Consider the following 20636-nt stretch of genomic DNA (forward strand, 5'->3'; position numbering starts at 1 on the left):
TGCTGGTGGATTACAGGTCGTAATTGACTTGTAACCAGAACTGACGGCCCGGGTCGTAGGACTTCAATACTCGGTCTTCAAAGACAAAGCGGTCAGCAACATTTTTATTGTTAAGGATATTGTTCACTTCGACTGAGAAGCCAAAACCGTGAGCGAATTCAGGTTTCCAGCCTAGGCGAGTATCCCACGTATATTTACTGGAGAAATGCTGCTTGGTGTACTTACGAACTTGTCCATATTCAGGGTCGACTGCGTAGGCGTTATCGTAGCGAACTGCTTGGTCTCGAGCTCCCCACCATTGTAGGCGGTTGTACCAAGTTAGGTCATAATCATCCCAAACACTGGTCAGTTCTAAGTTAAATTTGAACGGAGAGTTAAAGCTGGTTGAAGGCAATTTTGATGCATCAATAATTTTGCCGTCATACCAAACTTTGTTTAGATTGACTTTATTGGCTGGGTCAAATGAGTTATAACCTGAATCTTTCGGGGTATTACTTTCACTTTGCTGCCATGTAAGTGATGCTGTCATTACATGGGAAGCATCTGCCCACTCCCAAGGTTGGCTGTTATTAACTGAAAGGGTTACGGTGTCGTGTGAGCTACGGCCGCCATTGTCGTACATCCGAATGCTACGTTTATCGGCATCACGAGTGTCATATTTGGTACGAGTTCTGACTTCGTCATACCCTTCACGGTGTACGTATTGTAGACGCCATGTGGTTGAAAGGATTTCTTGTTGCAGAGCAACAGTAAGCTCATCATTATATGGCGTTTTTAGTGAATCTATGCCTTCGTAATCTTTTTGGTTATCCCAATTGTTATTCTCTAATATTAGGGAGCAAGGATCCCATTCACTACCATTACAATTTTGCATTCCGCCATTTTGCGCACCGTACAGTGCATAAGTCAGCATGGAGCGGCCATAGTAGCGGTTCGCACCTGCTATAATTTGCGTTTTACCATTACCGAATACATCATAGTTACCGGATAAACGTGGTGCGATATTAGTGCGGTTTACAAAATCATCACGATCAAGACGAATACCTGGTCGTAGCGTTAAATTGCCATACTGGATGTTATCATCCAAGAAAATTGCATAGTTAGTGTAGTCTGCGGAATATGACCCTTTTTTAAATCGGTTAATATTTGTCAGACTACCATTATAATCATCTTTGATTAGATTACCTGAATAGGTGTAGCGGAGATAATCATGATCACGGACATACGTCCCTTTGGTATAGTTTATTTCGGCCCCTAACGTTGGTTGATGAGTTATCCCTAAGCTATCTTCGAGAGAATTAAATCTCATCACTGTTTTTAGACCATGACTTTTCTGTTTCGATTCTAAATCACCAAGGCCACCACTATTACGTTCTGTCATGCCGAGGTAATTCCAATCCTCATCAAACTCAATCGCTCTAACGGTTAGTGAGTATTTTTGGTCGTTGCTACGGTTATCTTTTAAGTCTTGAGTATTAGCAGTGATTTCAAATTGGCCTAAATCCAGCTGATGTTTAAATACAGCGGTAAAACCTAATCCATCATGGGTTGAATCATAACCCGAGTTGCTGACGGACGAAGAAAATAAGCGGCTATCGTAAGAGGCGTAGTTAGCAGATAAATCTAATGAACTTTTATCCGATAAATCCAGTGAATATTTTAAAAAGTAATTATCTGAGGTACGGCGCTGATTTTTTTTACCTGAATCAGAAAAAATAGGTTCGATTTGGTTGTTTTCCAGTACAAATGCTTCGCCACCCGTCACTGTCATCGGGATAGTCGAGCTACGACGTGAGGCCGAGAATACGAGCCCTGAATTTTCACTCACCCCTAATTCAAACCAGCCACCAAAGTCATTTTTATCGTAGCGGTTTTGAAAGCGAGCAGGGTTGGCGGTATCATTTTTTGTGGTATCAATACCTTGTGTGGAGTCATGGAACAAGTTGTTCCAACCGGAGCGAGTTAAGCGGTAATAGGCATGGGCGCTATTTTCCCCTTGCCAGCGACGGCTATTGACTTCAACGGTTCCCCCTGTAAACCCACCAAATTCGACAGGAATGTTATTGTCATACACTGTCATGCTGTCGATCAGACGGCTATCGATGTAGATCCCTTGGTCGCTACTGCTCAGACGGGTCGCTGTTTCACCGAGACCACTGTCTGCGGGGTCAAAATCATTATTAAAACTAACACCATCAAGGCGATAAGCATTTTGATAGCTGCTTGAGCCGTGGATTGAGATGCGGGAAGGCTTGATTTCTCCTTGGTTCATCGAGTTGCTGTCATTGTTAGCAAATTGGACAGCAGGGTTAGTTTTCATTAAATCGGTGATATTGCCATCACCGGTATTTTTCTGGCTAATCTCTTCAGACGTCACATATTGCGGTGCTGACATAACATTTGTTGCGGGGTGATTCTGAACAACGCCAGAGACTTGAGTTTCCGGTAATACCAATGTGCCTTGGCTTAAATTTTGCTGACGAATAACGAAAACACCATTTTCATTGACTAACTCTAAGCCGCTACCGATGAGTATTTTTTGTAATGCGGTTTGTGCGGAGTAGTTACCAGACAAGGCAGGTGCTCGTAAGCCATTTAACTGACCTTTATCATAAATCAATTGAATTTGACCTTGGCGGCTAATTTCAGCCACTGAGGCAGCCAGTGATTGTTCTGGTAATGAAAAATTCATTTCTTGCGCGAAGGCAGTTTGACAAACAATGGCGCTACTCACTGCAATAGCAAGGGCGAGCGGCCTTAATCGGCTTTGAGTAAACTGAATAGACATGGTTATCCCTTATTCTTAAGCTGCACAAAAAGTGTGCGAAAATAGGTCAGCAAAATGATGACTAGTTAAGAAGAGGGTGAAATGAGAATTATCCTCACCTGCAAATGAAAATATTTTTTATTTATTTTTTTTATTTTGAATAATCAATACGTTATTTTTATCTCGATAGACGACTTGTACCGGAAGTAATGAAGGAAGGGCTTGAAAAAACTGTTCTGGCTGATGGGTATTGATGCGACCTGAGATTTTACTCTTCGCTAATTGAGCGGGAGAAAGCTCGATATTTATCGATGAATAGTTTTTAAGTTCGTCGAGGACTTCTGAAAGTGGTTTATCAACAAAAACAAATTCACCAAAACGCCAACGAGCCACATCTAGCGGGTTGATGTGTTGGCGAGCGATTGGGCTGTTCGGCGATTGACTGACTGCACTGTCACCAGCAAGTAGGAAAACGGGTTGTTTGCTTGCGGCATCTTCAAAGCTGACAATGCCTTGGCTGACATTCACAGCAACTTGCTGAGCCACTTTGTTAACTTCAAATTCGGTTCCTACCACTTGAATACGCCGGTTATCAGCTTGAACAATAAAAGGCCGATAAGGGTTGGATTTGACTTTAAAGTAAACATTTCCCTGTTCTAGGTACAGATTACGCACTGGAGTTTCATAGGCGACATGAATACGGGTATTGCGGTTAAGAAACAGCTGAGAACCATCGGGTAATGTGACTTCTTTAGGCGTATCCGTTGCTACTAAGGTCATATTATTGAGTAACATCGCAGGCAAGTGGCTGTAAGGCAAAAACAAAATAGCTGCAATAAAAAATGCCGCTAAAGTGTTGCCCAAAGGGCGCCATAAGCGAAAAAAAGGGCGTTTTTCCTTCGGAAGTATTGTGCTAGCAGGGCGCGGCATATCATCAAAATCGCGCCATAGCTCAGCAATGGCATCATACGCTTTTGCATGTTCAGGTGATGCTGCAACCCATTGTTTGAATTGCTCAGTTTCAAGAGCACTAATGCGTTGGCTATGCATGCGGGTAAACCACAGCGCGGCGGCTTCATCAATGCGGCTTTCATCATCTGATGTTTGCAAAGAGTCGTGTGTCATTACGAATTATTGCCCTGATTATCAAGGTGTTTTTTACAGTGAACAAGTGCTGCTGCAATATGTTTTTCCACCATACTGATTGAAATTTCCATTCGCTCAGCAATCTCGCTTTGAGATAAGCCATCAAAACGATACAGCAAAAATGCTTCTCGTCGACGGGGGGGTAACGTTTCAAGTGCTTCGCTCAGCCGTTGGATCCGTTGCTGATGTTCCAAGATTTCACTGGGATCAGCTTGGCTCTGTTCAAAATGTGGCTCATGAGTAACGTCATCAATGGATGTCTCTGATTTAGTTTGGCGTTGGTTTCGTCGCCAATGGTCAATCAAAACATGATTCGCAATTTTAAACAGATAAGCGCGGCTCTCTTTTACAGGCGTTTGTTCTTTACGGTTTAGCCATAGTGTAAACACATCCTGTGATAAATCATCAGCATCGTTGCTGTTATCTAGCCGATTGCGGAAAAAGCGCACAAGTTGGCTATATGTTGACTGATACGCACCGCTAATTTTACGGGCAAGAGATTTATCAATAGTCATTTTACTGGTGTTAATGTCATAAAAGAGCACAGTTGTGCTGATTAATAATCTGCTCAGATTACTTTATTATTTAAATCAATAATTTATTTTAATAATTGTGTTTTTACTAATAATAATGAATATCATTTTTGTTTGTATTATGCCTATAATCTGCAAAAAATAAAGTCGTGAGGCAGAATATGAGCAGTATGACGGGTCAGTTAGAGCGCCCGATTTTCCGTCCACTAGGCGGTTTGGTTTTAAGTTGTCTTTTCCATGGAACACTGGCAATCATTTTTATTGGATGGTTTACCTCTTCAATTCCTAAGACCGGGGTATTACCACCAGCAATCTCGTTGCAGCTGGGTGTTTATCAGCTTGAACAGCAGGCTGAGCCTGAAATCAATCATGCCCCTAAACAACAAATGACGACACGTGAGGAATCATTACCTGAAGTCGTTGAAAAGGTGGATAAATTACCTGAAACTGCGATTGTAGATAATGGCACATTGACGAAAGTCAGTGAGAAAAAACGACCACCGAAAAAGAAAATTCCACAAGAGAAAAAAGTCATCGACGAAGCACCTGTTACCACGCAGGAGTCGACGGTCACTTCCGCCCCCGCATCAGGGAGCGAATCCAGTAGCAGTGCGAATTTTTCCAGTAATGCGTCTGCGGCAGTGAGTGGGCACCAAGGTTGGCAAAGTGAGGTTCATCAGCGGATAGCTAAAACCAAACGCTATCCGCGTGCTGCACTGCGTTACCGCTCAACAGGGGTTTCTCATATAAAAGTAGTTTTGGATAGTCGGGGTCAAGTGATTGCCGCCAGTTTATTGAATTCATCCGGTACGAAAATATTGGATAAAGAAGCGTTGGCGACAATTTCACGTGCTGCGCCTTTTCCTACCCCGCCAGAAACATTGCTAGTCGATGGTCGGGTCGAGTTTATTGCGCCAATCGTGTTCGACACAACTTCTATTTAAATTTAACTCAATAGCCCTTTTTAGGGCTATTTATCAGATGAATTTGGCTTATTTTTTGAGGCAGGCCGTTTAGGGCGATAAGGTCGAGGTTCTTTCTTTCGTTTCAAACGTGCTGGCTTAGTAGCTGGCGTCCCTTTGTTCTCTTGCTTGCCATCTTCATTACTGTTGTCATCTCCATTATCATCTTGATTTTCCGCTGTATTAATGACTAACGGAGGGGCTTGTTTGTGACCTTTCTTTTTCTTTAAACGCAGTAATGTATTTGCTAAAACGAAACCAATACACAAGGAGAGTAGAATAAAAATTCGTAATACATTGGTACTGTTATCTGCTTGTTGAATTTCGGCTGAAAGGAGCTCTGTATCAATCGTCAAGCGTAAATAGCCTTTTGGCTCTTTTGTTCCTTGAATGGGAACAACAAGCTGGTATTGAAAGTTTTGTAGTGATGAGCTGTCATCTATCGCGAGCCGTTCTTTTACCGTGGTAGGTTCACCAACTTGAGTGACCAATGTGCCGCTAGCGGTATAGATACTGGCATCTAAAATATACCTATCTTTCACCACGTTATTTAAATTGGCATTAATGCGCTCTAAGTTAAAATCTTTACTGCCTGGAACAATATAATCAGATAAGCTGAAGGCGACTTGTTCAGCAAGAACATAGGTCAATTGTTTAAATTGCTCAATTCTGCCTTGGTTTTGGCTATTTCCTAAATAAGAAATACCATGCATCAGTAAGGTTACCAGCGCAATGCAGATAACGATAATCACTGTTTTGTGGAGCCTAAAGGTAAGTTTCATTGCTTTATTGGTGCTCTCGACTTATTTTGAGTATAAAAATGTCGTTATACTTCAGGTAGTATGGGATTATCTTCAGTTTTAGCAGTAAACACATAAGGTCACAAAGCCTTAAAATTGAGTATAGTGGCTTCGTTCGGCTGCTCGCAACTTATCATTATAAAAAAGTTTTTTCGATTACAGGAGCTAATTTTCATGTCAACGAGTTTGACCTATTGTTATCTACCCGACGAAATCCAAAAATGGCCGGGGTTGCCATTGTCGTTAAGTGGTGAAGAAGTGATGCCATTGGATTATCGTGCAGGTGACAGTGGGTGGTTACTATATGGCCGTGGCTTAGATAAAGCGCGGATCAGTAATTTCCAACAGCGATTAGGGATCGCTATCGTAATTGTCTCCTCGTGGCGTATTGATGACTACCAAGTGGTCAGAATTGCCGGGAGTATTACACCGCGAATTAAAAAACTTGCTGACGAATGTTTATTAGATGTGGTGCCATTAGGGCAAATACCACGTTTGCGTTCACCGGGCCTATTACTGATGGATATGGACTCGACAGCCATTCAGATTGAATGTATCGATGAAATTGCTCGCTTAGCAGGGGTGGGAGAGCAGGTTGCAGAAGTGACCGAGCGAGCCATGTTAGGGGAGCTCGATTTTACGGAAAGTTTACGAGCAAGAGTTAGCTTACTTGAAGGCGCTGATGCCGCTATTCTTGATCAAGTGATGGAAACATTGCCTTTAATGCCAGGCTTAACGAATCTCGTACGTAAGTTACAAGCAATGAATTGGCACATTGCGATAGCATCCGGTGGTTTTACTTTCTTTGCTAATAACTTGCAACAGCGATTGAAACTTGTGGCGGCGGTTGCTAATCAACTTGAAGTCAAAAATGGCAAGTTAACGGGCAAAGTTAAAGGCCCAATTATAGATGCGAAATATAAAGCGCAAACCTTGGTTAAATTGGCTGAAAAACTGGAAATTCCCATTGAACAAACGGTGGCGATCGGTGATGGGGCAAATGACCTGAAGATGATCCGTAAAGCGGGGCTGGGTATTGCGTATCATGCGAAACCAAAGGTGTACGCAAGGGCGAAGGTCGCTATTCGTCATGCAGATCTGATGGGGGTGATGTGTGTGTTGAGCGGGGGCCTCAAACACGAAGAACGCTAAATATTCTTCATATTTCGTGCTGTGGCGGTGTTGGCTGCACTCGGCTGCTTGGGTCACATACTTGTGTATGCTCCCCAAGACATCCTCTTTTGCCGCCTAGCCACAACCCGAACTATTTTGAATATTGATATCGATATTTTATGGTTTGTGCTGTGGCAGTGTTGGCCGCACTTAATCACCCTAGTCACATACTGATGTATGCTCCTAGGGATAACTAAGCTTGCCGCCTACCTACAATATCGAACTATTTAGCGTATAGGGTTGAAATGTTATAAAAATAAGAAATAAGAACAAAATTGAATTTTAAGAGGAGTTTGCTGTGGCAAAAGGGGTTAAAAGGGCGTTTGTCTGTAATGATTGCGGGGCAGATTATCCGCGTTGGCAAGGGCAATGTAGTGCGTGCCATGCATGGAATACCATTACGGAAGTGCGTCTGGCCTCAACAAGCTCTTCATCGCGTACTGACCGCTTAACGGGCTATGCAGGAAATGCGGCTGGGGTCAGTAAGGTTCAGAAATTATCTGAAATCAGCCTCGAAGAACTGCCTCGTTTTACTACAGGATTTAAAGAGTTTGACCGCGTGCTCGGTGGCGGAGTCGTACCTGGGAGTGCCATCCTCATTGGGGGGAACCCCGGAGCGGGTAAAAGTACCTTATTGTTGCAAACCATGTGTTTGTTGTCCCGTGAAATGAAAACTCTGTATGTCACAGGAGAAGAGTCTCTTCAACAAGTGGCGATGCGAGCGCACCGCTTAGGGCTACCGACCGACTCACTCAATATGCTGTCAGAAACCAGTATTGAGCAAATTTGCTTAACTGCGGAGCAAGAGCAGCCCAAATTGATGGTGATTGACTCTATCCAAGTGATGCATATGGCGGATATCCAATCTTCCCCGGGCAGTGTGGCACAAGTTAGGGAAACCGCGGCTTATCTTACCCGTTTTGCGAAAACCCGTGGTGTGGCCATCATTATGGTCGGTCACGTCACCAAAGATGGCTCATTGGCAGGCCCTAAAGTCCTCGAACACTGTATTGATTGCTCTATTATGCTAGATGGCGATGCGGATAACCGCTTCCGTACTTTGCGTAGTCATAAGAACCGTTTCGGAGCAGTCAATGAATTAGGTGTGTTTGCCATGACAGAACAAGGGCTTAAAGAAGTCAGTAACCCCTCAGCAATCTTCTTAAGCCGTGGTGATGAAATCACATCAGGTAGTTCGGTAATGGTAGTTTGGGAGGGGACAAGACCGCTGCTGGTGGAAATCCAAGCGCTTGTCGACCATTCTATGATGTCGAATCCACGGCGTGTTGCGGTCGGGCTTGAACAAAACCGTTTAGCCATTTTATTGGCCGTATTACACCGCCACGGTGGTTTGCAAATGTCAGACCAAGACGTTTTTGTTAACGTCGTGGGGGGCGTTAAAGTCACCGAAACCAGTGCTGACTTAGCACTATTGCTGTCCCTTGTTTCTAGTTTTCGTGATCGTCCGTTACCTAGAGACCTTGTGGTATTTGGTGAAGTTGGGCTGGCAGGGGAAATTCGTCCAGTTCCAAGTGGGCAAGAACGTATCTCTGAAGCAGCAAAACATGGTTTTAAACGCGCTATTGTCCCTCATGCGAATATGCCCAAAAAATCACCTCCGGACATGAAAGTGTATGGCGTGAAGAAATTAGCAGACGCATTAAGTATTTTGGATGAATTATAAGCTTTTAATTTAGGGTAAAAGGAAAATACATGGCTGAATTTGACTATCTTAAAAACGCAATTAAACGGGCGGGTTACACGCTCCAGCAAGTTGCGGATGCGACAGATATGACCAAAGGCTATCTCAGCCAGTTGATTAACGACAAAATTAAAAGCCCTAGCGCACAAAAAATTGCGGCTCTTCATCGCTTTTTAGGTCTTGAATACCCCAACCAGCCAAAAACGATTGGTGTGGTGTTCGGCAAATTTTATCCATTACATACTGGGCATATTTATTTGATTCAACGGGCGTGCAGCCAAGTGGATGAGCTTCATGTCATTCTCTGCCACGATGAACCCCGTGATAAGGACTTGTTTATTAACAGTTCTATGTCTCAACAGCCCACAGTAAGCGACCGTTTACGGTGGTTATTACAAACCTTTAAATATCAAAAAAATATTCATATTCACTCATTTGATGAAAATGGCATAGAGCCGTATCCACACGGTTGGGAAGTGTGGAGTGATGGAATGAAAGGCTTTTTGAAAAAGCATAATATTAACCCAAGTTTTATTTATTCAGGGGAAGCGAATGACGCTCCGCGCTATAAAAAATATTTAGGTATCGAAACCATTTTGATTGACCCTGAACGTACGTTTATGAATATTAGCGGTAACCAAATTCGCCAAGCGCCGTTTCGTTATTGGGAATATATCCCAACGGAAGTTAAACCCTTCTTTGTGCGTAAAGTGGCGATTTTAGGCGGTGAATCGAGTGGTAAGTCTACGTTAGTCAATAAGTTAGCGAATATTTTCAATACATCCAGCGCATGGGAATATGGCCGTGACTATGTGTTTAGCCACTTAGGTGGTGATGAGATGGCATTGCAATATTCTGACTACGACAAAATCGCCTTAGGACACGCTCAATATATTGATTTTGCAGTAAAATATGCTAATAAAGTCGCATTTATTGATACCGACTTTGTCACGACTCAAGCCTTTTGTTTGCGCTATGAAGGCAAAGAGCATCCATTTGTTCAGGCATTGATAGACGAATACCGATTCGATTTAGTCATAGTTTTAGAGAATAACACTCCTTGGGTAGCTGATGGTTTAAGAAGCTTGGGGAGTGATAAAGACCGGAAAGCGTTCCAAGGCCTACTCATTGAAATGCTGAAGAAAAACAATATTGAATTTGTGCGTGTAGAATCCTCAGATTATGACAAACGCTTCTTAGAGTGTGTCACCCTTGTTCAGCAGTTACTGATGTTGGATGACTTATAAATAAAGTCACCCAATAAAAAACGGCATCGAATGATGCCGTTTTTTATTCTATCTATATGATATCGATCCCTTAAATAATTTGAATTATAGGTAGGCGGCAAGAGAGTGAGTCCCTAGGAGCACACACCAGTATGTGACTAGGGCTCACGAGCGCAGCCAACACCGCTATAATTCTAAATTATGACAGGGATTATTTGGTCATACGCTTATACTTCATACGATGTGGCTGCAACGCTTCCGCGCCTAACGTCCGTTTTTTGTAATCTTCATATTCAGAGAAGTTACCTTCGAAGAACGTAATATTACCTTCGTCTTGGTAATCAATAATATGGGTTGCAATACGGTCAAGGAACCAACGGTCATGGGAAATAACCATGGCACAGCCTGGGAACTCTAACAGGGCGTTTTCCAGGGCACGTAAAGTTTCAACGTCGAGGTCGTTGGTTGGTTCATCGAGTAACAGGACGTTACCGCCCACTTGCAGTAATTTAGCTAAGTGTAAACGGCCGCGTTCACCACCTGATAACTCACCAACACGTTTACCTTGGTCCACGCCTTTAAAGTTAAAACGACCCACATAGGCACGGCTTGGAATTTCAAAGTTACCAATACGCATGATATCTTGGCCGTTAGAAATTTCTTCCCAGACAGTTTTGCTGTCATCCATCGCATCACGGAACTGGTCAACAGAGGCAATTTTTACGGTATCACCTAACGTGATTGAGCCGGAATCCGGTTGCTCTTGGCCTGAAATCATACGGAACAGGGTGGATTTACCCGCACCGTTAGGGCCGATAATCCCGACTATTGCCCCTTTCGGGATTGAGAAATTCAGGTTATCAATCAGAACGCGGTCACCATAAGATTTACTTAGGTTTTCAACCTCGATAACTTTATCCCCTAAACGCGGTCCAGGTGGAATAAACAGTTCGCTAGTTTCGTTACGTTTTTGATATTCAACGCTATTGAGTTCTTCAAAGCGAGCCAAACGCGCTTTACCTTTAGCTTGACGGCCTTTTGGATTTTGGCGGATCCACTCAAGTTCTTTTTCGATAGACTTACGGCGAGCGGCTTCTGTAGAGGCTTCTTGCGCCAAACGCTCATCTTTTTGCTCAAGCCAAGAAGAGTAGTTACCTTCCCAAGGAATACCTTCACCACGGTCAAGTTCGAGGATCCAACCCGCAACGTTATCTAAGAAGTAACGGTCATGCGTGATAGCCACAACAGTCCCTTCGTAATCGTGTAAGAAACGCTCTAACCAAGCAACAGACTCAGCATCTAAGTGGTTGGTTGGCTCATCGAGCAGTAGCATATCGGGTTTTTCGAGTAGTAAGCGGCAAATTGCCACACGACGGCGTTCACCCCCAGAGAGGTTTTCGATTTTAGCATCCCAAGCGGGTAGGCGCAGTGCATCCGCCGCACGCTCTAATTGGTTATCTAAATTATGGCCATCTTGTGCGGAAATAATCGCTTCTAACTCGCCTTGCTCTTTCGCGAGTTTATCGAAATCTGCACCTTCTTCCGCGTAAGCTGCATAAACTTCATCTAAACGAGTTAATGCATTTTTGACTTCGCTAACCGCTTCTTCAACGGCTTCACGGACAGTATGTTCAAGATTTAACTTAGGTTCTTGCGGAAGATAGCCGATTTTCAAACCAGGTTGTGGACGTGCTTCGCCTTCGATATCGGTATCAATACCTGCCATAATACGCAGTAATGTTGATTTACCTGCACCATTAAGACCTAAAACACCGATCTTAGCCCCCGGAAAGAAGCTCAGAGAGATATTTTTTAAAATATGACGTTTCGGTGGAACAATTTTTCCAACCCGATACATACTATAAACGTATTGAGCCAATTTATTTACCTTTTGATTTATAAAGGGAATTTTAATTTTCTGTTTCTATGCAGTAGGAATACATGACCTACTGCGATTGGATAAACAACAATAAATATTTTGGTATGAACTATACCTGATTGCGTATGTGATGGTCTAGGCTATCTGCGTTAACTCGAGAGTAAAAACCTAATAAATATAAAGTAAAAGACTGTAAAGTCGAAAAATTCAAGAACTCTCCGCTGTTACTAAATAAAAACTTTCGGTAGCATTCATAGTATTGATATATGTTTAATATACCCGTAATCCTTCAAGTTGCAGCGCTTTTCGTTGAGGTGTAAGTGACAGCACTAGGCTAGCCGAGTTACATAGTTTATCTATGCTCCCCCGTCTATCTTCGCTTGTCGCCTACCTGCAACTCGAATTATTTGGGGTATATATAGGTTAAGGTTTTCCTGTATTTTGACTTTAGTTTAGCGATGGAGCGAGTGAATATGAAAGGTTGGTTATCGGCAGTACCTGTAACAATGTTGCTGGTTTCCAGCACAGTATGGGCGGATTCCTTACAGGCACAGCGGGAGCGTTATCAAGCAATTAAGGTTGCATGGGATGCCAATAAAATGGATGAAGTCGAGCGCTTGCTGCCGACCTTGCATGATTATCCACTTTACCCTTATCTCGCTTATCGTGAGCTAACTCAAGACTTAGATATTGTATCACCTCGCCAAGTTCAGGAGTTTATTAATACTTACCCGACGCTACCCGTTGCTAAAAACTTAAAAACTCGATTTGTGAATGAGTTAGCCCGTCGTCAAGAGTGGAAATCATTGCTGGAGTTTAGCCCTGAAGCCCCAAAACCTGCAGAAGCACAATGTAATTTTTATTTTGCTAATTGGGCTGTGGGAAATAAACAAGTTGCATGGCAAGGGGCAGAAAAAGCCTGGTTAAATGGCCGTTCAATGCCGAGTGCTTGTGATAAGTTATTTAATGAATGGGAAAAAGCGGGTTATTTAACCCCTGAAATGACTCTTGAGCGCATTAATTTAGCCATAAAAGAGGGTAATACTTCGATTGCGAGTTATTTAGCTAAACGTTTACCACCAAGTTATAAAACGATTGGTGATGCGTTAGTGAAATTACAAAATGACCCAGCCTCAGTTGTGACATTCGCCAAAACGATGACGCCAACGGATTTTACTCGCCAAGCCACCATCGCGGCTTTTAGTCGTTATGCACGTCAATCCCCTGATGCGGCTCGTACGGTACTTAATAGCATAAGTTCTGCACAAAAAATGAACATGGCAGAAAAGCAATTACTTAAAGACAGTATTGCTTGGCAATATATGGGAGATGTGACCCCTGAACAGGCTCAATGGCGTGATGAGACCATTCAAGAAAGCAATTCATCTTCATTGAGAGAGCGTCGTGTTCGTTTGGCATTAGGGGCTGGCGATAAGAAAGGTGTCGCTTCATGGTTAAATCGCTTGCCAGCGGAAGTGAAAAATAAAGAAGAGTGGCAATATTGGCAGGCCATCACGTTAATTGATGCAGGTAAAAAAGCAGAAGGTGAGACGTTACTTCGCCAATTAACTGAAAAACGCGGTTTCTACCCAATGGTTGCAGCACAAGTTTTAGAAGTAGATTACCCTGTATACGTTAAAACGGCTGTTAAACCAGACTCAAGCGTCAGTCAACTCCCAGAAGTTCAGCGAGTTAGAGAGTTAATGTATTGGGAGCTAGACAACCTTGCTCGTTCTGAATGGGTGAGTTTAGTGGCATCGCTACCTGCCAACCAGCAAGAGCAATTAGCGCGTTATGCGTTTGATAATAAGTGGGCGGATCTCAGCGTGCAGGCGACTATCACTGCTAAACTTTGGGATCACCTAGAAGAACGTTTCCCATTAGCGTGGGATAAAGAATTCAATTTATATACCAAATCGAAAGATATTCAAAAGAGCTATGCAATGGCAATCGCTCGCCAAGAAAGTGCGTGGAATCCACAAGCTCGCTCACCTGTCGGAGCGACAGGTTTGATGCAATTGATGCCAGCAACAGCAAAACATACCGCGCAAAAACAAGGTATTAACTACGTAAATGCTAGTCAATTAACTAATCCTACGACCAATATTGAGCTGGGAACAGCATATTTGGAAGATGTTTATCAGCAGTTTGGTAATAACCGCATTTTAGCCAGTGCGGCTTATAATGCAGGCCCATCTCGTGTGACTCGTTGGTTAGGTAATAGTGGTGGGCGTATTGATGCGGTCGCCTTTGTGGAAAGTATTCCGTTCTCAGAAACTCGCGGCTATGTGAAAAACGTGTTGTCATATGACTTATTCTATCGGCACTTTATGGGGCAGAAAAATAGTAAGGTGTTGCTTTCTAATGAGTGGAATATGAAATACTAATTCGCGTCATCCTTCGCACTGTAGCGGTGTTGGCTGCACTCGCTAGCCCTAGTCACATACTTATGTATGCTCCTAGGGCCTAGCTCTTTTGCCGCCTTGCTACAGCACGAATGCTTTAGCGTGTTGGTGGGTATGGGAAATGTTTATTTCTAACTTTCCACATCGGTCGATTAGATATTATTCAAACTATCTAAAGCGTTATTAGCTAACTAAATGAAATTTGGTTATTTTTTGTATTATTGAAGCTTGAAAAGCGTTTGGTTGATGATTTCTAATAAGAGTGTGTTATTATTTGTACTAGTTAAATAGTATGGGTGGATAAACGATGACAGCAAATCAACACCAAGATCCGGCTCTAACAGCCGATGAGAACGCTGACTGGCTGCGCTTTGTGAATTTATTACAATTGGCATTTGAACAAGATATTCATCTGCCAATTCTTCAGTTATTACTCACGCCAGATGAGCGTACAGCGTTAGCGACTCGCGTTAAAATTGTGCAAGAACTGATGCGCGGCGAAATGAGCCAAAGAGAACTGAAAAATGAGCTAGGCGTGGGAATTGCGACTATTACGCGCGGGTCAAATAGTTTGAAGTCAGCGCCTATTCCTGTGAAGGAGTGGTTGGAGCAACAACTCCTCTAAAATATTCGTCATACTTCGTACTGTGACGTTGTTGACTGCTCTCAGCTACTCGGGTCACATACTTATGTATGCTCCTATTCGTCATACTTCGTACTGTGACGTTGTTGACTGCTCTCGGCTACTCGGGTTACATACTTGTGTATGCTCCCCGAGCTATCCTCGTTGGTCGCCTAGTCACAGCACGAATTATTTAGAATATAAATACGCGTCATATTTTGCACTGTCACGGTGTTGGCTTCATGAGGGAGCCTTAGTCACATACTTGTGTATGCTCCCCGAGCTATCCTCGTTGGTCGCCTAGTCACAACACGAATTATTTAGAATATAAATACGCGTCATATTTCAAATTGTAGGGGTGTTGGCTGCGTTTGCTAACCCTAGTCACATACTTGTGTATGCTCCTAGGGCTTAGCGCCACTTGCCGCCTACCTACAATTCGAACTATTTAGCGTATTGGTATTGGTCATATTTCAAATAAATAGGCATAAAAAAAGTATGGTTTCCCATACTTTAGTGTGAAAAGAGTGGTGTTTAATCGCACATGCAATTTTAATTATTTTAAGTATAATTAATCTTCTACTTGGTTTAGCTCTTTATAAATTTCATGCTTAATGGGAACCAAGGCCAATATCAAGGCTTGTTGGTAAACACTGGTGCGAGTTAATACCCCGTCAGTGAAAAAACCAATGGCACCACCTTGTTGTTTGATATTATCGATGCCTGTTAAAAAGGCCATTTCATCACCGAGTTCACGGCCTTCACGAATACCCGCCAGAATTTTTTCTGGGATCATAATACTGGCAGAGCGAGACTCACCGCGTATTTGCTTATGCTCAATCACTATCCAAGCAAATGTCATATCGTCTTCGATACCCGCTTCAATACCAACCCAAAAATCCGCTTCAGGGCGAACTTGCCGAGAGGCCATGACGCGCTGTCTAGCCCCAGTACGGGTTTCATTATTACCGATAGGTTGCTGTGGAACGCTGCTATCGACATTAATATCTTCAATTTGATAACTGCCAGCCCCAAAAACAGCATCGAAAGCAAGATGGATCGCTTTAATTTTGGCAGGATTAGTCGTTGCAGCTATAACTTGGTACATTAATTATTTTCCTTTGAACACATACTTCGAAAAGTAATAACGGAACACATCTATGTTACAGGTTTATCTTGTTCGCCATGGCGAAACTGAATGGAATTTAGCTCGTCGCATCCAGGGACAATCCGATAGCCCTCTGACCGCCACTGGACGACTGCAAGCAAGGCAGGTGGCTGAGAGGATAAAGTCAGAAGGCATTACCCATATTATCACTAGTGATATGGGACGCACACTGGAAACTGCACAAATAATTGCAAGTGTATGCGGGTGTGAAATTACCACAGAACCGCGTCTACGTGAACTAAATATGGGCGTTCTTGAGCAAAGAGCAATAGAGTCGTTAACGCCAGAGGAAGAACAGTGGCGTAAAAGCTTAATTGATGGCACTCGTGGAGGACGAATTCCAGAGGGTGAATCGATGGAGGAGCTGTATACACGCATGTTTGCAGCACTAAATAGTTGTTTAGATTTGCCTGAAGGGAGTCGCCCACTGATTGTTAGTCATGGTATTGCGTTAAGTACGTTAATTAGCCGTATTATGGGGGTTCCTGCCTATTCAGAACGCCGCTTGCGTTTACGTAATTGTTCACTATCTCGTGTTGATTACCAAAACAGCCCATGGTTGGCGAATGGTTGGATAGTTGAAACAGCTGGTGAGGTGACACACTTGTCGCAGCCTGCTCTCGATGAACAGCAAGGTTAACGATTTAGAAAAAGGAGTTTCAACAAACTGAAACTCCTCTACTTTAAGGTGTTGCGGTCGAACCTGTTTTGATTGGGACATAATAATCAAAGGTATCGATATGTGTTTTTGGGTCATCATTTTCTGGGGTGATATGACGTAAATCGATATTTTTTAATCGATAATGTTCGATGTCATAACCAGGACGACGCGTTAAATTCAGCTTAGGCAGATATACACCATAAATTTGGTATAAAAACTCTTGTAATGCATCTCGAGTTGGTGTGCCGTTGAACGAAAATTTAACATAATGGCCACTTGGCAACGTTAAACTTGTGTATTGGTCAGTGTTAAAACTTGCATCTTCGGGTCTTACCGCAGTGGTATAAAACACCGTTTGTTCATCTTCTTTTTCTGGATTATGAATGGCATGGTGCAAGCCAAAAACTTCTGACGCAATAGTCGTCGTATTATCCAAATAGTAGTGCCAAAATGTCTGGCGCATTTGCGAACAGGCCGTTGACCACTCTTCTAACGCATAAGAACAACTTTGTTCCAAGCCAACCAGCTCTTGCGCTGGCATTTGCAAGAATTCATGTTCAATATTCGTGTGATTATCTAAAATAATCGGTGGGCAAATTCCTGCTGCACACCATTCTTCACTTCGGCGGTAAAAAGCAGGGGTTAGGTTAAATTGCTTTTTAAAGGCTCGAGTAAAAGTTTGTTGCGAATCAAAACGATACTGTAACGCAATATCAAGAATTGGTCGGCTTGTTAGCCGCAATGCCACAGCTGCACGAGAAAGCCTTCTGGCTCGAATATAAGCACCAATCGCTTGGTCAGTCACCTCTTTGAACATTCGTTGTAAATGCCATTTAGAGTAGCCAGCTTTTGCTGCAACATTATCCAGTGAGAGTGGTTTGTCTAGGTTGTCATCTATCCAGCGAAGCAAGTCGCGAATAATATTAGTTTGATCCATGTATATCCCCAGCCAATGCGACTTATAGAACAGATATAATCTATCAATGAATTGCTATTCTATATCAAGTTATCTTTTTCGTTTATAGTAAATGAGTTGTATTTGATAATTAGTTAAGAAAGTGAATAATAAGTCTCGTTTTACTACGAAGTTTTACCGATTTTTAGTTGAATAGGGAATTCAGTATGCGTCGTTCCAGATTAAAAAATATCGTACTTGCAGCATTATTATCAGTGTTGCCGGGCATCACATTTGCTGAAGAAATTGGTTCAGTCGATACTGTTTTTAAAATTTTCGGCCCTGACCATAAAATTGTCGTTGAAGCATTTGATGACCCCGATGTTGAGAATGTGACTTGTTATTTAAGCCGTTCAAAAACAGGGGGAATCAAAGGTGGCTTAGGTTTAGCAGAAGATACTTCTGATGCTGCAATTTCATGCCAGCAAGTTGGGCCGATTGAGTTAAATGACCGTGTCAAACGCAAACCAACGAAAGGGCAGGTTGTTTTTCAAAAACGAACATCTTTAGTTTTCAAGAAATTGCAAGTTGTACGCTTTTATGATCCTAAGCGTAATGCATTAATTTATTTGACTTATTCAGATAAGATGATCGATGGTTCTCCAAAGAATGCGCTGAGCGCAGTACCGATTATGCCTTGGTGATCACAAAATAGTTGAGCCGCTATACTCGCAATAAAAATCACTCGCAAATAAAAAATCCGTTGCCTGAAAGACAACGGATTTCGATAACCAGTAAATAATTAGCTTTCTAATTATTCGTCTAAATCACCACAGAAACGATAGCCTTCACCGTGGATAGTAGCGATAATTTCTGGTGTGTCAGGTGTCGATTCAAAATGTTTACGAATACGACGGATCGTTACGTCAACAGTTCTGTCGTGTGGTTTTAATTCACGGCCAGTCATTTTTTTCAGCAGGTCTGCACGAGTCTGAATTTTTCCTGGGTTTTCACAGAAATGCAGCATCGCACGGAATTCACTACGGGGTAATTTGTAGTGCTCACCGGCAGGGCTGACTAATGAACGGCTGTTGATGTCTAATTCCCAACCATTAAACTTATAGCTTTCCACTAAACGACGCTCTTCCGTACCACCCGCTAAATTCATTGTACGGGACAGTAAATTGCGTGCACGAATAGTCAGTTCGCGTGGGTTAAATGGTTTAGTGATATAGTCATCAGCACCAATTTCAAGGCCAAGGATTTTATCGACTTCGTTATCACGTCCTGTTAGGAACATTAACGCAATGCTTTCTTGTTCACGAAGCTCACGAGCAAGTAATAAACCGTTTTTTCCTGGTAAATTAATATCCATGATGACTAAATTGATGTCGTGCTCAGAGAGAACGTTATTCATCTCTTCGCCATCAGTTGCCTCATGAACCACATAGCCTTCCGCTTCAAAGATGCTTTTAAGCGTATTGCGTGTGACAATTTCATCTTCAACAATCAAAATGTGTGGGGTCTGCATAGTTGCTACCTAAAGTATTAAAATAAAAATACTGAACTCACAAGCCGTTTCCAGTTAGGTGGTTATTGATATTGTTCTCTGGAAAAAACGTTTATGAGTATAAATTTGTTTTGAAATTCAACAGTGACATTATGTTGCCATTTTAGGCAAAAGACTTTAACTGCAAGTCAAAATGTAAGCACTTTCCCAATATTGTACTGTTAACAGCAATATAACAGCTAATACTGCATTTACCACCTAAAAAACTAACTTTTGTTGATACATATCAAAATCAATTGTAGCACGTTAACAAAAATTGTTAGGCAGATAATTATATAAATTAATGCGGTGTTTAGGAATCAGATAGCGTCTAAAAAAGGGGAGTAGTTGATGCATAGGGTATGCTTCGGCTTGGTATCAATGAATATAGTCTTCAATGAGTTAAATATACCATTATAAATAATGTTTAATTTGTGACTTACCTCCAATTTCGAAATGTTATTTTGCTACAGAAAAAGGTGAAAAATTTATCTTGCTAGAGATAACGGGGTGTAAATATTTAGTTTGTGATTTTTTGTTTCATTTAATTAGGAAAAATACTTATTTTATTTTGCTGTGACTATTTTTTAACAATTTCATAGCATTTGTTTGTAATTTAAACGAATGAAAAAATCATAAAATTAAGTATCAATACTGACTTGTGTAATGGTGCCTATGTATTGATGAACATGGGGCAAATGATAAGAAATATAGCTGCTAAATGCATTGATTAAGTGGGTCATTGTTGTTCATATTTTCATTTTGATTTTCTTCACAAGAAATCGCTAAAGGCTATCTGTTTTGCCTATTTAATAGGCAATTTCATTTCTGGCTAGGTAAAAAATTATTTAACTTAAAATTTAAGTTTTTTTGGTTTTTAATACCATCATTGGTGTGATAGGTATCTTTTTGTGAATGTGTTTTTCGCGCTGATAGATAATTTATCAAATAAAAAAAGAGTTTTAAAAGGGATGTTTTGCAAATAAATTTGACAAAATATACCAATTGCTTTAACCGTATAGGGAGAAACTTAAAAGAATCTAAGAGACAGACAGAATCTATGCGTAATATCAGCCTGACTATTATTATTACCACCACCACCGTAACCACAGGAAACGGGGCGGGCTGACGCATCCAAAAAATAAAAA

General features: G+C 42.0%; 17 protein-coding genes and 1 other annotated feature (1 of these 18 running past the window's edge). Of the genes, 9 read left to right on the forward strand and 8 right to left on the reverse strand.

Features of this window, described 5'->3' with window-relative positions:
- Positions 1-10 precede the first annotated feature (10 nt).
- From ACU696_RS05165 to ACU696_RS05175, 3 genes are all read right to left on the reverse strand, one after another.
- On the reverse strand, positions 11-2788 hold the full coding sequence (locus ACU696_RS05165) for a secretin and TonB N-terminal domain-containing protein (protein ID WP_209102719.1): 2778 nt from the start codon (positions 2786-2788) through the stop codon (positions 11-13).
- A gap of 117 nt (positions 2789-2905) precedes the next feature.
- Positions 2906-3892, reverse strand: coding sequence for a FecR family protein (locus ACU696_RS05170; RefSeq protein ID WP_196719793.1), 987 nt, complete (start codon positions 3890-3892; stop codon positions 2906-2908).
- Positions 3892-4428: an RNA polymerase sigma factor gene (locus tag ACU696_RS05175; RefSeq protein WP_096864546.1), complete on the reverse strand. Its 537-nt coding sequence runs from the start codon at positions 4426-4428 to the stop codon at positions 3892-3894. Before ACU696_RS05175 ends, ACU696_RS05170 begins: the two co-directional genes overlap by 1 nt.
- 179 nt (positions 4429-4607) lie before the next feature.
- On the opposite strand from ACU696_RS05175, the gene ACU696_RS05180 reads away from it, so the two are divergent.
- Complete coding sequence (locus tag ACU696_RS05180; protein WP_109911845.1) at positions 4608-5390, forward strand: energy transducer TonB; 783 nt, start codon at positions 4608-4610, stop codon at positions 5388-5390.
- A 26-nt stretch (positions 5391-5416) separates the two neighbouring features.
- On the opposite strand, the gene ACU696_RS05185 is transcribed toward ACU696_RS05180, so the two are convergent.
- Positions 5417-6190: an AhpA/YtjB family protein gene (locus ACU696_RS05185; protein ID WP_196723287.1), complete on the reverse strand. Its 774-nt coding sequence runs from the start codon at positions 6188-6190 to the stop codon at positions 5417-5419.
- A 192-nt stretch (positions 6191-6382) separates the two neighbouring features.
- Between ACU696_RS05185 and serB the strand changes: the two genes are divergently transcribed.
- The 3 genes from serB to nadR all read left to right on the forward strand — a co-directional run bounded on the left by serB (position 6383) and on the right by nadR (position 10330).
- Positions 6383-7360, forward strand: a complete 978-nt coding sequence (serB, locus tag ACU696_RS05190; protein WP_209102721.1) for a phosphoserine phosphatase — start codon at positions 6383-6385, stop codon at positions 7358-7360.
- A 319-nt stretch (positions 7361-7679) separates the two neighbouring features.
- Positions 7680-9065 carry a DNA repair protein RadA gene (gene radA / locus ACU696_RS05195; protein WP_004914753.1) on the forward strand — a complete coding sequence of 462 codons (1386 nt, stop codon included), beginning with the start codon at positions 7680-7682 and terminating at the stop codon, positions 9063-9065.
- 29 nt (positions 9066-9094) lie between these two features.
- Positions 9095-10330 (forward strand): multifunctional transcriptional regulator/nicotinamide-nucleotide adenylyltransferase/ribosylnicotinamide kinase NadR, encoded by a 1236-nt coding sequence (gene nadR, locus ACU696_RS05200; RefSeq protein ID WP_209102724.1) that lies wholly within the window; start codon positions 9095-9097, stop codon positions 10328-10330.
- Between the two features lie 190 nt (positions 10331-10520).
- Here the strand turns inward: nadR and ettA are convergent, their stop codons facing one another.
- Positions 10521-12188, reverse strand: coding sequence for an energy-dependent translational throttle protein EttA (ettA, locus tag ACU696_RS05205; RefSeq protein WP_004914750.1), 1668 nt, complete (start codon positions 12186-12188; stop codon positions 10521-10523).
- 473 nt (positions 12189-12661) lie between these two features.
- On the opposite strand from ettA, the gene sltY reads away from it, so the two are divergent.
- On the forward strand, positions 12662-14575 hold the full coding sequence (gene sltY / locus ACU696_RS05210; RefSeq protein WP_164528416.1) for a murein transglycosylase: 1914 nt from the start codon (positions 12662-12664) through the stop codon (positions 14573-14575).
- Between the two features lie 325 nt (positions 14576-14900).
- The gene (trpR, locus tag ACU696_RS05215) at positions 14901-15218 is read left to right on the forward strand and encodes a trp operon repressor (protein WP_209102726.1); all 318 of its coding nucleotides are present in this window, start codon (positions 14901-14903) and stop codon (positions 15216-15218) included.
- 568 nt (positions 15219-15786) lie between these two features.
- On the opposite strand, the gene yjjX is transcribed toward trpR, so the two are convergent.
- Entirely contained in the window at positions 15787-16323 is a 537-nt protein-coding gene (gene yjjX, locus ACU696_RS05220; RefSeq protein WP_004914743.1) for an inosine/xanthosine triphosphatase, read from the reverse strand.
- Positions 16324-16375: 52 nt separating this feature from the next.
- Between yjjX and gpmB the strand changes: the two genes are divergently transcribed.
- Positions 16376-17023, forward strand: coding sequence for a 2,3-diphosphoglycerate-dependent phosphoglycerate mutase GpmB (gene gpmB / locus ACU696_RS05225; RefSeq protein WP_102138956.1), 648 nt, complete (start codon positions 16376-16378; stop codon positions 17021-17023).
- A gap of 43 nt (positions 17024-17066) precedes the next feature.
- On the opposite strand, the gene robA is transcribed toward gpmB, so the two are convergent.
- The gene (gene robA / locus ACU696_RS05230) at positions 17067-17981 is read right to left on the reverse strand and encodes an MDR efflux pump AcrAB transcriptional activator RobA (protein ID WP_004914738.1); all 915 of its coding nucleotides are present in this window, start codon (positions 17979-17981) and stop codon (positions 17067-17069) included.
- A 185-nt stretch (positions 17982-18166) separates the two neighbouring features.
- Here robA and creA point away from each other — a divergent pair, with 185 nt between their 5' ends.
- Positions 18167-18643, forward strand: coding sequence for a protein CreA (gene creA, locus ACU696_RS05235; RefSeq protein ID WP_004914737.1), 477 nt, complete (start codon positions 18167-18169; stop codon positions 18641-18643).
- 110 nt (positions 18644-18753) lie between these two features.
- On the opposite strand, the gene arcA is transcribed toward creA, so the two are convergent.
- The gene (arcA, locus tag ACU696_RS05240; RefSeq protein WP_004905684.1) at positions 18754-19470 is read right to left on the reverse strand and encodes a two-component system response regulator ArcA; all 717 of its coding nucleotides are present in this window, start codon (positions 19468-19470) and stop codon (positions 18754-18756) included.
- 1078 nt (positions 19471-20548) lie between these two features.
- Here arcA and thrL point away from each other — a divergent pair.
- Positions 20549-20617: a thr operon leader peptide gene (thrL, locus tag ACU696_RS05245; RefSeq protein WP_071548816.1), complete on the forward strand. Its 69-nt coding sequence runs from the start codon at positions 20549-20551 to the stop codon at positions 20615-20617.
- Positions 20556-20636: a sequence feature (Thr leader region), on the forward strand (it continues 41 nt past the right edge of the window). It overlaps the preceding gene by 62 nt.

Source organism: Providencia sp. PROV_01, assembly GCF_053098325.1.